This window comes from Streptomyces sp. DG1A-41, assembly GCF_037055355.1.
In the GTDB taxonomy this organism is placed as follows: domain Bacteria; phylum Actinomycetota; class Actinomycetes; order Streptomycetales; family Streptomycetaceae; genus Streptomyces.
The window spans coordinates 423,213-436,034 of the sequence record NZ_CP146350.1 but is presented as its reverse complement, the minus strand read 5'-3'; the positions used below and the strand labels follow the sequence as shown (position 1 = coordinate 436,034).

Below are 12,822 nucleotides of genomic sequence, written 5' to 3'. Positions count from 1 at the left end.
GGCCCGTCGGGTAGTGTTGCCGCCGGCTGTGGACGGACCCAGCCGTCGCCGAACCGAGGAGGTGAGACCCATTTCCGCTGTGTCAGCCCGGGTGCTCTCTCCTCGATGTCGCGCGGATCGCCGGCCGTAGGCGACCGCAGGAGTGCCCTTCGAATCTCGAAAGGCTCCTGGCTTCCATGCCCTCCGTGTCTCCCGTTCCACCGTCCTCCCGTGACTCCGTCGTCGCCGCCCTGCGCACCGCGGGCTGCGTCTTCGCCGAGGACGAGGCCGAGTTGATCCTCGCCACCGCCCGTACCCCGGCCGAAGCCGCCGCCATGGTCGAACGCCGCGTCGCGGGCCTGCCCCTCGAACTCGTCGTCGGCTGGGCCGAGTTCCGGGGCCTGCGCATCACCGTCGGCCCGGGCGTCTTCGTGCCGCGCCGCCGCACCGAATTCCTGGTCGAGCAGGCCCTGGCCCGGGCGCCCGGCGCCGGTGTCGTCGTGGACCTGTGCTGCGGCTCGGGCGCCGTCGGCGCGGCGCTGGCCGCCGGACTCGGCCGCGTCGAACTGCACGCCGCCGACATCGACCCCGCCGCGGTGCGCTGCGCCCGCGGCAACGTCGCCGCCGCCGGCGGTCATGTCCACCAGGGCGACCTGTTCGAGGCGCTGCCCGGCGACCTGCGGGGCCGTGTCGGCATCCTCGCGGCCAACGTGCCGTACGTACCGAGCGACGAGATCGGCCTGCTGCCGCTGGAGGCCCGCGCCCACGAACCGCTGGCCGCCCTCGACGGCGGCGCGGACGGCCTCGACGTCCTGCGCCGGGTCGCGGCCGAGGCGCCCCGCTGGCTCGCGCCCGGCGGCTGCGTCCTGGTGGAGACCAGCCGCCACCAGGCACCGACCGCCCTCGACGCCTTCGAACGCAGCGGCCTGACGGCACACCTGGCCGTCTCGGAGGAGCTGTACGCCCATGTCGTGATCGGCGTCGCACCGTAACGGCCCGGGCGCGCAGCCGAACGCCGGTGGCACTCGCTCAGTCGGGTGCCGTCGCCCGCGCGATGAGCAGTGCCACGTCGTCGAAGTTGTCCGGCTCGTGCAGGGTGCGCAGCAGCAGGTCGCAGAGCTCCTCCAGCGGGCGGTCGGGCCCTTCGAGCAGGGACAGCAGCGTGTCGAGCCGATCGTCGAGCGAGTCGCGCCGGGTCTCGACGAGACCGTCGGTGTAGAACACCAGCCGGTCTCCCGGCTCCAGGTCGACGGTCGTCGTGGAGAAGGCGACACCGCCGACGCCGAGCGGCACCCCGGTCGGCAGGTCGAGCAGCTCGGGAGGCCGGCCGGCCCGGACGCGCACCGGCGGCAGATGCCCGGCGTTGGCGATCCGGCACTGGCGCAGACGCGGGTCGTGGACGGCGTAGACGCAGGTGGCGATGGCCTGCTCCAGCCCTGCGGTGATCTTGTCGAGGTGTTCCAGGAGCAGGGCCGGATCGAGGTCGAGGGAGGCCAGCGTATTGGTCGCCGTACGCAGCCGCCCCATGGTCGCCGCCGCGGGGATGCCGCTGCCCATCACGTCACCCACGACGAGCGCGGTCTTGCCGCCCTCCAGACCGATCACGTCGAACCAGTCGCCGCCCACCTCGCTCGTGGCCCCGGCCGGCTGGTAGCGGGAGGCGACCTCCAGCCCGCCCGTCACGGGCGGATGGCTGGGCAGCAGGCTGCGCTGGAGGGTGAGCGCGGTGTCGCGGGCGCTCTGGTACCAGCGGGCGTTGTCGATCTGCACGGCGGCCCGTGCGGCCAGTTCGCGGGCCAGCAGCAGGTCGTCCTCGGTGAAGGGCAGCGGATTGCGGGTGCGCTTCAGGTCGAGGGCGCCCAGCACCTCGCCGCGCGCGATCAACGGCACCGCCAGATACGAGTGCACCCCGGCCCGGCCCAGCAACTCGGCCGCCTCCGGGGACCGGGCGATGCGCGGCAGGTCCTCGTCCTTGACCTCCGGCAGCATCACGGCACCGGCCGTGCGCACGCACTCGGTGACGAGCCGGTCGGGCGCGTACCGGGCCACCTGCCCGGGTGGGTCGGCCGCCTCCAGCGCCTCGGCGGAGTCGTACCCCTGGACCGCCAGTGCGCGGATCACGGCCGCCTCGGCAGGTCCGAGGCTGGTGCGCCGGCCCTGCACCACCGCGTCCAGCAGGTCGACGGCCGCGATGTCGGCCAGTTCCGGCACCGCCACGTCGGCGAGCTCACGGGCCGTGCGGTCCAGGTCCAGCGAGGTGCCGATGCGGCCGGAGGCGTCGGCGATCAGGGCCAGGCGGCGCCGCGCGGCCTCGGCCTCGATGCCCGCGCGGTACTGCTCGGTGACGTCGACGATCGAGACGGCCACGCCCAGGACGGTCCCGAAGGCGTTCTCCAGCCGGTACAGCGAGATCGACCAGGCGTGGTCCCGGTGCGGGTCGGCCGGGGTGCGCCCGATCGTGGACTGGTCGACGACCGGCTGTCCGGAGTCCAGCACCCGGCGCGCCGCGGCCTCCAGGGCGTCGACGTCCATCCGCGGCACCACCTCGCGGACCGTCCGGCCCAGATGCTCCTCGGCCGGCACGCCGTTGAGCTCCTCCAGCGCCGGGTTGACCGAGACGTACCGCAGATCGGTGTCCAGCACGGCCAGACCGATCGGCGACTGGGCGATCATCCGCGTCGACAGCGCCACCTCGCGCTCCAGCCGGTGCACGGTCGACTGGTCGGCGCACAGACCGAGCGCGTAGACGTCCCCCTGGTCGTCCAGCAGCCGCATGTTGCGGAACTCCACGAGGCGCGTGGTGCCGTCCTTGCGGCGGACGGGGAAGGCCCCGGCCCAGCTCTGGCCGGTGCCCATGACGTCCGCGAACAGCTTGACCACGAGGTCGAGGTGCTGCTCGTGGACCATGATCCGGGCGGCGTACTGCCCCAGCGCCTCCCGCGCCTCGTAGCCGAACAGCTCCTCGGCCTGGGGGCTCCACAGCACGATGCGGCCCTCGGCGTCCAGCACCACCGAGGCCACGCGCAGGACGTCGAGCAGCCCGCTCGGACGAGCCGGCGCACGCGGCGGCTCGTCGCCCCCGGCCATGGGAGACCCGGCTGCACTCATCCCACGCCCCGCCTTCGCCGATCTCGCGGCACACCGTCACGGTGCCGACACCCCATCTTCTACCGCGCGAGGCCGTCGATTCCGAGGCCCCGCACGTCACCTTCCACCATCTCCCAACACGGAGCGGACCGCTCCGCAAACTCGTCATCACGGCAGGGGCACCGCCGGTAGTGCCCGGCAGAAGGTGGTGCTTTGCTGGGGTAGGGGCGGATACGCCACGAGAGGAGCGATCACGATGGACCCTGAGCAGCCGCATCCCCACTCCGTCTCGGTGGAGATCAGCGGGTGCAGCAAGCAGGACGCCCGGATCGTGTTCGACACGCTGTGCGCCTGCTTCGAGTCCGACCGGTGCGCCGAGGACGTACCCGAGGACCTGCACGAGACCCGTCCGACCGTGTGGCTCGGCACGTTCGACGTCGCCGACACGCACGAGGGCGCGCGACCGGCCCGGCTGTCGTCCTCCGTCGACGCCGACCTGCACGGCGGTTACTGGGCGATCGAGCAGTTCCGCATGAGGCTGGACTCGCTGTTCGCCGTGCGGGACCTGAGCGCGGTCTCCGGCGACCAGGAAACGGAACTGCACGTGCGCCTCGAAAGCCGGTGACCGCCCCCCCACGAGCCGGTGACCGCTTTCACGCGTCCAGCAGGCCTAGGACGGCCCGCCGGTAGACGGCGTGCACCACGGGCAGGTCCGCGAGGTGCACGCGTTCGTCCACGCCGTGGAGTCCCTCGTACGGAAGCCCGAAGCCGGCCGTGGCCGGGATGCCCTCGGCCGCCAGCAGATTGCCGATGTTCGACGGGCCCGCCGTCTTGGCCCGCACCCGCAGTCCCTCGCCCGCCGCGGCGCCCAGGAGCGCGGCGGCGGGCTGCTCGTCCTCGGCCAGCCGGTACGGCGGCCAGGCCGCGACCGCCCTGACCTCGGTCGGCCGCGGAGCGGGCGACCGCTCGTCCAGCTCGCTCACCGCCGCCCGGACCATGGCCTCGGCAGCTCGGGCACCGAAGCCGGGTGTCGTGCGAATGTCGACGCCGACCTCGCACAGGTCCGGGACGACGGAGAAGCCCTCGCCGCCGTGGCAGAAGGTCACCGTCAACTTCGGCGGCAGCGGGAACTTGCCTCTCGCGCCGGGCAGCGGGGCCTCGTCAAGCAGCCGTACGAGAAGCGCCGCGCGCGACACCGCACCGACCGTCGCCCGGCTCGACCCGGAGTGCCCTGAGGTCGCGTGCACGGCGATCCTGGCCCGCCACAGTCCACGCCCGCCGACCACGACCTCCTCCAGTCCCGGGTAGCCGATCATCACCCCGGCCGGGCGTGCCGCCGCCGGGTCGGCGAGATACGCCCGGGCACCCCCGAAGCCGCCCGTGTGCTCGTCGGCGTCCAGCAGCACCGCGAGCCCGCCGTGCAGCTGACCGGCCCGGCCGTGCAGCTCGGCCGCGATGTGGCAGAACAGGGCCGCGGCGAGTTTCGAGTCGGCCGCGCCCCTGCCCCGCAGCCGGCCGTCGACGACGTCCCCGGCGTCGGGCGGGAAGGACCAGGCCGACTCGTCGCCGTACGGCGCGGTGTCCACACAGGCGTCCAGCGCCCACCAGGGCCCGGGCCGGCCGCCCGCGATTTCCACCAGCAGCGCGACCGGGCGGCGGGCGTCGTCGTGGAGACGCCGGTGCGGCAGGCCCCGGCCGGCGAGCCAGTCCTCCAGGACGGCCAGGACGGGCTCGTGGTCGTCGACGCCGGCGCGGCTCGGGCGGCGGATGAGCTCGCCGGCGAGCTCCACCACGGAAGAGGAAAGGCCAAGATCCCTGGTCATGGACCCACTGTGCCCTCCATCACCTTGTGCAACTAGTTGCATAAACGGTCGGCGGTCCTCTACAACTACAGACACGACACCGCGCACGGAGGGCCCGATGAGCCGTTACCCGCACCTGCTGACCCCCCTCGACCTGGGCTTCACGACCCTGCCCAACCGGGTCCTCATGGGCTCCATGCACGTCGGTCTGGAGGAGGCCGAGGGCGGTTTCGCCCGCATGGCCGCCTTCTACGCCGCCCGCGCCCGGGGGGGAGTGGGCCTGATCGTCACCGGCGGCATCGCGCCCAACGACGAGGGACGCCCGTACGAGGGCGGAGCGAAGCTCACCACCGAGGCGGAGGCCGGGCAGCACCGGGTCATCACCGACGCCGTGCACCGCGAGGGCGGGCGGATCGCCCTGCAGATCCTGCACTTCGGCCGGTACGCCTACCACCGGGACCTGGTCGCGCCCAGCCCGCTCCAGGCGCCGATCAGCCCCTACCCGCCCCGCGAGCTCACCGACGCCGACATCGAGCGGACGATCGAGGACTACGCCCGCGCCGCCCGCCTGGCCCGGCACGCGGGCTACGACGGCGTCGAGATCATGGGCTCCGAGGGCTACCTCATCAACGAGTTCATCGCCCGGCAGACCAACCACCGCACCGACCGCTGGGGCGGCTCGTACGAGAACCGCACGCGCTTCCCCCTGGAGATCGTGCGGCGAGTGCGCGAGGCGGTCGGCGAGGACTTCATCGTCGTCTACCGGCTGTCCATGCTCGACCTCGTCCCGGGCGGCTCGACACTCGACGAGGTGATCACCCTCGCCAAGGCCGTCGAGACCGCCGGCGCCACCATCATCAACACCGGCATCGGCTGGCACGAGGCCCGCATCCCCACCATCGCGACCTCCGTGCCGCGCGGCGCGTACACGTGGGTGACCAAGCGGCTCATGGGCGAGGTGTCCGTCCCGCTCGTCACCACCAACCGCATCAACACCCCCGAACTCGCCGAGGAGTTGCTCGCCGAAGGCGTGGCCGACATGGTGTCGATGGCCCGCCCGATGCTCGCCGACCCTGATTTCGTCATCAAGGCCGCCGCCGGCCTGCCCGAGGCGATCAATACCTGCATCGGCTGCAACCAGGCCTGCCTCGACCACACCTTCAGCGGCCTGATCACCTCCTGCCTGGTCAACCCGCGCGCCTGCCACGAGACCGAGCTCGCGCTCTCCCCGACCCGGCTGCGCAAGCGCGTCGCGGTCATCGGCGCCGGTCCGGCGGGGCTGGCCTGTGCGGTCTCCGCCGCCGAACGCGGGCACGAGGTGACGCTGTTCGACGCGGCGAGCGAGATCGGCGGCCAGCTCAACGTCGCCCGCAAGGTCCCCGGCAAGCAGGAGTTCGACGAGACGCTCCGCTACTTCCGCACCCAGCTCGACTGGCACGGCGTCGACGTACGGCTGGACACCCCCGTCACGGCCGGGGACGTCGACGACTTCGACGAGGTCGTCGTCGCCACCGGCGTCACCCCGCGCACCCCCGACATCCCCGGCGTCGACCACCCGAGCGTCCTCGGCTACCTCGACGTCCTGCGCGACGGCGCCCCCGTCGGCGACCGGGTCGCGGTCCTCGGCGCGGGCGGCATCGGCTTCGACGTCGCCGAGTACCTCACGGACAGCGGCGACAAGGCGCACGAGAACCCGCAGACGTATTTCCGCCAGTGGGGCGTCGACCTGGACTACCGCGCGCCCGGCGGCCTCGCCGCGCCCGAGCGGCCCGCCCCGCCGCGCACCGTCCACCTGCTCCAGCGCAAGACCTCCAAGGTCGGCGTCGGCCTCGGCAAGACCACCGGCTGGATCCACCGCACCGAACTCAAGCACCGCGGCGTCACCATGGTCCCGGGCGTCCGTTACGACCGGATCGACGACGCCGGGCTGCACGTCACGATCGACGGTGAGAGCACCGTGCTGGAGGTCGACACGATCGTGCTGTGCACCGGCCAGGAGCCGCGCCGCGGTCTGTACGAGGAACTGATCGCGGCCGGGCGCAGCGCGCACCTCATCGGCGGCGCCGACGTGGCCGCGGAACTGGACGCCAAGCGGGCCATCAAGCAGGGCACCGAGCTGGCGGCCGCCCTGTAGTGCGGTAACGCGTCCCTAGGATGAGGCCATGTCACTCCCGCACGCGATCCTCACCGCCCTGCTCGAGAAGCCGTCGTCCGGGCTGGAGCTGACCCGCCGGTTCGACCGGTCGATCGGGTACTTCTGGTCCGCGACGCACCAGCAGATCTATCGCGAGCTGGGAAAGCTGGAGACCGACGGACTGATCCGGGCGCTGCCCGCCGAGCAGCCGACGCGCGGGCAGAAGAAGAACTACGAAGTCCTTCCGGCGGGCCGCGCCGAACTGGCCCGCTGGACGGCCGCTTCCCAGGACCCCAAGCCGCACCGCGACGCGCTGCTGCTGCGGCTGAGGGCGGCGGCCGTGGTCGGCACCGCGGGTCTGGAGGTCGATCTGCGACGCCACCTGGAGCTGCACGAGCGGCAGCTGGCGGAGTACCAGGAGATCGAGAAGCGCGACTTCCCGCCCGGCCGGGACGGCACCGAGGACCGGCTGCGCCATCTGGTGCTCCAGGCCGGCATCGACCTGGAGACGTTCTGGACCCAATGGCTCAGGCGCGCCCTGGCGGACTTCGCCGAACTCCCCGACAGCTAGGGCCTGTTGATCGCCCGGCCTGACCGGGACGTGACGGCGGCCCGCCCGACCGGAGCGCTTCGGGAGGGCGGGCCGCCATGCGTACCGGATCAGAGCCGGTACGGCCTGTTGCGCCGGCGCAGGTACCAGGCCGTCGCGAGGAGGCCGGTCCCGACCAGCGTGCCGCCCGCCACCAGCGTGACGGTGCCGTAGTCCGTGGCGCTCCCGCCGACCCCGCCCATGACCCCGCGGGACGGTGAGGCCGAGGGGGACGGCGACCTCGTGGGAGAGGCGGCGGGGGAGACGACGACGGACTGCGTGCCCGCGGTGGTGCCGTCCGAGCAGATGACGATGACGGTGTACGTCCCCGAGGTGACGTTCGACCAGGCAGCGGACTGGCTGGTCGACGTCCCCGACAGGGTCACCTGACGCCCTTGTGCGAAGCTGCCCTGACTGCTGGTGAGGAGCGAGGCGGTGCCCCAGCTGCCGTTGATCTGGGTGCACGCGCTGGTCGTGACCGACACCGTGGAACCCGTGGTGCTCACGGAGATGCCCGGGCCCGCGGCTGCGGGCACCGCGGCCAGGGCGAGGGGCAGCGCGGCGGCGGCTGCCACGGTCAGGCCGGAGCGGAGAACTGGCGATGAGTTGCGCATATGGACTGCCCTCCGGCGGCACGGTTGGCGGTACATCCCTTGCGCCGCCGAGGTCGGGGAACGCCCGTGCTGCCTCAGAGTCAGCCAAGGCGACCCCGGCCCCGGCCGCACCCCGGGTGCCCCCGTGCAGGTGACGGGTTCCCACGGCCGGACCATGCCGAGGAGCGCGTCAGCGCTCCCGACCCGTCGTCACCGTCCGCTCCGTCGAGAAGCCTCCCCAGGTGCCGTCCGGCAGCATCGCCCGGACCCGGACCCGGTGGCTGACACCGGCGTCCCGTCCCACGTAGAAGCTGTACGCGGCCCGGTCGCGCGGCGCGTCCCCGCCGTACACCAGAGAGGTGGCGGGCCGGCCGTCCAGATGGATCTGGTACTCGGTGACCTCACCGTCCACGCGCGGCGGCACCCAGCTCAGGTCGACGTAGTACGCCCCGTCCGCCCGGTGGCTCGTCGCCCGGAAGCCGGTGGGGGCCGTCGCTCGGCCGTCGTCCGTGCCCGGCGTGGTGACACGGACGGCGGGAGCGGCGGGGGAGACGTTCCCGGCCGCGTCCCTGGCCCGGACGGTGAACGAGTAGGCCGTGCCGGGCCGCAGCCCCGTGACCACGGCGGCCGTCTGAGACCCGCTGACGCTGTGGGTCTTCGCGTCCCCCTGATGGATGTCGTACGACGCCACGCCCCGGTCGTCCGTCGAGGCGGACCAGGACAGCTGGACCGCCCGGCTGCCTGCCGCCCGGCCGTGCGGAGCCGACGGGCGAGTGGGTGCCAAGTGGTCGTGTGCGACGGCCGCGGGTGTCCTCGCCCGGACCTCCCGGCTGCGCGGTCCCAGCCGCCCCTCGGCGTCCCGCGCCCGCACGGTGAAGACATACAGGGTGGAGGGCCGGAGCCTGGTGATGTCCACCATGTGCTTCAAGCCCGGCACTTCCCTGACCTTCGTGGTGCCGCGATACACCTCGTAGGCATCGGCCCGGGCGGTCGTGTTCCACATGACGTGCACGCTCGTCGCCGTGCCCGCTGTCGCGGTGACGCCTGTCGGCGCGCCGGGCGGAGAGCCGCCGTCCCCTTCGCCCGTGCCGGTCCAGCCGCAGGAGGCGACCAGGACCGGAGCCGCGCAGAGCGCGAGGCGACGGAGATGGCTGGGGAGAGAGGAAAGGTTTCGCACGACACTGCCTCCCGGGGCGGCACTCGGGAATGGTCCGGACCAATATGGCGCGGCTGGCGCGATCACATCAAGCGGGCGGGTGCAGGGAGCCCTCTGTGGGGGCGTCACCTCCCGCCATTCGCGACCACCCGGGAGAGTTACGTATGCTGAACCTCCTCACGGCCGAACTCCTGTCGTACATCAGGGAGTTCGGGCCTGTCGCGGGGACCGCTGTCGTCGCAGATCCCGCGCCGGCACGGGCGGCCGGGGGAGCCCGAGTCCTTACGCGGACTCAGGCCCCCGGCCCCTGTCGGAGATTGGGGCCGTGCACCGTCCGGCCCCCCAGCGGTGGCCGGGGGATCACCCCCGGGCCAGATTGGGCTGAGTGCCCGTCAGGTTCCCCACGAGAGGCTCCTCCATCGTGCGTGTCCAGTCGCTCACACTGGCCGCGGCCAGTGCCGCCCTGCTCGCCGCGACGACACCCCCCGCCGCCCCGCCCCAGGCGCCGTGGCGCGAGAATCCCGTCAGCGCCGCCGACCTGCTGGTCAAGGTGCGGGATTGCACTCAGGTCTCACGCGGCCGGTACCGCAGTGACAACGGCGCACCCGCGAACATCCCGGTCTGTGGCACCCGCGACGCCGTGTTCTGGAAGGCCGACATGGACATCGACTGCGACGGCCGCCCCGGACCTCGCTGCAACCGCCGCACGGACCCGTACTTTTCCGACAGCACGGCCTACGCACAGTCCGACGGCCGCCCCCTGAGCGCCGAACGCCTGCCCTTCATCGTCGTACCCGCCCCGAGCCGCATCTGGGACTACCGGGAGTACGGCGTGGGCGGCGGTTCCGTCGTGGCCGTCATCCACCGCGACCGTGTGCAGTACGCGGTCGTCGGCGACACGGGCCCGCAGGACGTCATCGGGGAGGCGTCCTACACGACCGCCAAGGCGCTCGGCATCCGCGCCGATCCGCAAGGCGGCGGCACGCCGTCCGGCGTCACCTACATCGTCTTCAAGAACGCCCGCGTGTCACCCATCGAGGACCACGCGGCGGCCGTGACGGCGGGGGAGCGGCTGGCGAGACAATTCGTCGGCGCTCGCTGAGCGATTGACAGAGCGTCAGGTGCCAGCCGCCCGGGGGCCGATGGTCGCCGGGCCCGCCGCTCTCCGGCGCGCCCGGCCCGGACTCACACCTTCCGGTAGGTGTACGCCTCAGCGGCGGCCGACTCCACCGCCGCCAGGTCCGCCCCGGTCGCCGCCGTGACGACCGCGGCCACGGCTCCCTCCACGAACGGAGCGTCCACCAGCCGTGTCTGCTCCGGGAGTTCGTCGCCCTCCGCGAGCAGCGCCTTCACGGTGAGCACCGCGCTGCCCAGGTCGGTCAGCACGGCGACGCCGGCGCCGCGGTCGACGGACGCCGCCGCCGCGGCGATCAGTTCGGCGCTGGTACCGAGCCCGCCGCCCTCGGTGCCGCCCGCCGGGGCGACGGGCACCGCCGGACCACCGCCGGCGAGCCCCTTCGCCAGCGCGGCGACCGAAGCGGCCACCTCCGCGCTGTGCGACACCAGCACGATCCCCACGAGCCGCTCGTCACTCACCGGCGGCCTCCGCGAGCCCGGCGACGAGCAGCGCCGACGACGTGGCACCCGGGTCCTGGTGCCCGATGCTGCGCTCGCCCAGATAGCTCGCCCGGCCCTTGCGCGCCTGCAAGGGTGTGGTCGCCACGGCGCCCTCCTCGGCGGCGGTCCGGGCCGCAGCGAACGAGTCGCCCAGCGCGTCCACCGCGGGCACCAGAGCGTCGATCATGGTCTTGTCGCCCGGCGCGGCACCGCCGAGCGTCATGACCGCGTCCACCCCGGCCCGCAGCGCCTCGGCCAGCTGCTTCGCACTGACCTCGGAGGCATCCCCGAGCGCCTTGCCGGTACGGCGCAGCAGCGTCCCGTACAGCGGCCCCGAGGCGCCGCCGACCGTCGAGATCAGCTGGCGCCCGGCCAGAGTCAGGATCCCGCCGGGCGTGCCGGGGGCCTCCTTCTCCAGGGCCGCCGTCACGGCCGTGAACCCGCGCTGGAGGTTGCTGCCGTGGTCGGCGTCCCCGATGGGGGAGTCGAGGGCGGTGAGCCGTTCCGCCTCACGGTCGACGGACGCGGCGGTCGCCGTCATCCAACGGCGGAAGAAATCGGCGTCGAGCACTGGATCTCCTTGCCTGGTAGGTACGTGGTGATCCTCTACCCCTTCCGCGTCACATGCCCCAGCGCAGACCCGGCGTCTTCACCGGCGCGTCCCACAGCCGCAGCATCTCCTCGTCGACCTGGCACAGGGTGACGGAGGCGCCCGCCATGTCCAGGGAGGTGACGTAGTTGCCCACGAGGACGCGGGCGACGGGGACGCCGCGGGCGGCGAGCACCCGGTGCACCTCGGCGTTGAAGCCGTACAGCTCGAGCAGGGGCGTCGCACCCATGCCGTTGACGAGGACCAGCACGGGATTGCGCGGCCGGAGGTCCTCCACCACCGCCTCGACGGCGACCTCGGCGATCTCGCCGGACGTCATCATCGCCCGCCGCTCCCGGCCGGGTTCGCCGTGGATGCCGATGCCCAACTCCAGCTCGCCCGGCGGCAGGTCGAAGGTGGGGCTGCCCTTGGCCGGTGTGCTGCACGCGCTCAGCGCGACACCGAAACTGCGGGAGTTCTCGTTGACCTGCCGGGCGATGGCCTCCACCCGCTCCAGCGGCATGCCCTCGTCAGCGGCGGCGCCCGCGATCTTCTCCACGAACAGGGTCGCCCCGGTACCGCGCCGCCCGGCCGTGTACAGGCTGTCGGTCACCGCCACGTCATCGTTGACCAGCACCTTCGCGACCTGAATGCCCTCATCCTCGGCCAGCTCGGCGGCCATGTCGAAGTTGAGCACGTCACCGGTGTAGTTCTTGACGATGAACAGCACCCCGGCCCCGCTGTCCACGGCGGCGGCCGCGCGCAGCATCTGATCGGGCACCGGGGAGGTGAAAACCTCACCCGGACAGGCCGCCGACAGCATGCCGGGCCCTACGAAACCCCCGTGCAGTGGCTCGTGCCCCGAGCCGCCGCCGGAGACCAGCCCCACTTTCCCGGCCACGGGAGCGTCCCGCCGCACGATCACCCGGTTCTCCACGTCCACGGTCAGATCCGGGTGGGCAGCCGCCAGACCACGCAGCGCGTCCGCGACCACGGTCTCCGGGACGTTGATCAGCATCTTCACGGGTACCTCCTGGTGAGACTGGTACGTGCGCCTCTGGCCTTCATCCTCGCAGGCCGTCTCGGGCTTGACCAGTTGTCGATCTTGGCGTTTCACGGCCGTCGACAGCGGGTCGCGGCGGTACTGACACTGACTCGACGCCGACGTCGTCGACGGATCGTCAGGTGCGGAGGCCGACCTCCTGCTCACGCGACTCCCGGAAGGAGGCTTTCTTGGTACCGGCACCGGCCGACGATCATGTGGAATCAGGCGATG

12 protein-coding genes are annotated in these 12,822 nt (G+C 72.8%); 5 read left to right on the top strand and 7 right to left on the bottom strand.

What is annotated here, in order from left to right; all coding sequences use genetic code 11:
* Positions 1 to 176: 176 nt before the first annotated feature.
* Positions 177 to 971, top strand: coding sequence for a putative protein N(5)-glutamine methyltransferase (locus tag V8690_RS02120; protein WP_338775594.1), 795 nt, complete (start codon positions 177 to 179; stop codon positions 969 to 971).
* 37 nt (positions 972 to 1,008) lie between these two features.
* On the opposite strand, the gene V8690_RS02115 is transcribed toward V8690_RS02120, so the two are convergent.
* On the bottom strand, positions 1,009 to 3,087 hold the full coding sequence (locus V8690_RS02115; RefSeq protein WP_338775593.1) for a SpoIIE family protein phosphatase: 2,079 nt from the start codon (positions 3,085 to 3,087) through the stop codon (positions 1,009 to 1,011).
* 235 nt (positions 3,088 to 3,322) lie between these two features.
* Between V8690_RS02115 and V8690_RS02110 the strand changes: the two genes are divergently transcribed.
* A complete protein-coding gene (locus tag V8690_RS02110; protein WP_338775592.1) occupies positions 3,323 to 3,691 on the top strand; it encodes a hypothetical protein in 369 nt (122 codons plus the stop codon).
* A gap of 28 nt (positions 3,692 to 3,719) precedes the next feature.
* On the opposite strand, the gene V8690_RS02105 is transcribed toward V8690_RS02110, so the two are convergent.
* A complete protein-coding gene (locus V8690_RS02105) occupies positions 3,720 to 4,889 on the bottom strand; it encodes a M20/M25/M40 family metallo-hydrolase (RefSeq protein WP_338775591.1) in 1,170 nt (389 codons plus the stop codon).
* 97 nt (positions 4,890 to 4,986) lie between these two features.
* Between V8690_RS02105 and V8690_RS02100 the strand changes: the two genes are divergently transcribed.
* Together V8690_RS02100 and V8690_RS02095 are read left to right on the top strand one after the other, a co-directional pair.
* Positions 4,987 to 7,002 carry an NADPH-dependent 2,4-dienoyl-CoA reductase gene (locus tag V8690_RS02100; protein ID WP_338775590.1) on the top strand — a complete coding sequence of 672 codons (2,016 nt, stop codon included), beginning with the start codon at positions 4,987 to 4,989 and terminating at the stop codon, positions 7,000 to 7,002.
* A 28-nt stretch (positions 7,003 to 7,030) separates the two neighbouring features.
* Positions 7,031 to 7,573, top strand: coding sequence for a PadR family transcriptional regulator (locus V8690_RS02095; RefSeq protein ID WP_338775589.1), 543 nt, complete (start codon positions 7,031 to 7,033; stop codon positions 7,571 to 7,573).
* A gap of 89 nt (positions 7,574 to 7,662) precedes the next feature.
* Here the strand turns inward: V8690_RS02095 and V8690_RS02090 are convergent, their stop codons facing one another.
* A complete protein-coding gene (locus tag V8690_RS02090; protein WP_338775587.1) occupies positions 7,663 to 8,205 on the bottom strand; it encodes a hypothetical protein in 543 nt (180 codons plus the stop codon).
* Positions 8,206 to 8,374: 169 nt separating this feature from the next.
* A complete protein-coding gene (locus V8690_RS02085) occupies positions 8,375 to 9,361 on the bottom strand; it encodes a fibronectin type III domain-containing protein (protein WP_338775586.1) in 987 nt (328 codons plus the stop codon).
* 400 nt (positions 9,362 to 9,761) lie between these two features.
* On the opposite strand from V8690_RS02085, the gene V8690_RS02080 reads away from it, so the two are divergent.
* Positions 9,762 to 10,442, top strand: coding sequence for a glycoside hydrolase family 75 protein (locus V8690_RS02080; protein WP_338775585.1), 681 nt, complete (start codon positions 9,762 to 9,764; stop codon positions 10,440 to 10,442).
* Between the two features lie 83 nt (positions 10,443 to 10,525).
* On the opposite strand, the gene V8690_RS02075 is transcribed toward V8690_RS02080, so the two are convergent.
* From V8690_RS02075 to dhaK, 3 genes are read right to left on the bottom strand one after another with little or no spacing between them, the layout of a single operon-like run.
* Complete coding sequence (locus tag V8690_RS02075) at positions 10,526 to 10,936, bottom strand: PTS fructose transporter subunit IIA (protein WP_184992234.1); 411 nt, start codon at positions 10,934 to 10,936, stop codon at positions 10,526 to 10,528.
* Entirely contained in the window at positions 10,929 to 11,528 is a 600-nt protein-coding gene (gene dhaL / locus V8690_RS02070) for a dihydroxyacetone kinase subunit DhaL (RefSeq protein WP_338775583.1), read from the bottom strand. Before dhaL ends, V8690_RS02075 begins: the two co-directional genes overlap by 8 nt.
* Positions 11,529 to 11,577: 49 nt before the next feature.
* Complete coding sequence (dhaK, locus tag V8690_RS02065; protein ID WP_338775582.1) at positions 11,578 to 12,570, bottom strand: dihydroxyacetone kinase subunit DhaK; 993 nt, start codon at positions 12,568 to 12,570, stop codon at positions 11,578 to 11,580.
* Positions 12,571 to 12,822: the final 252 nt, after the last annotated feature.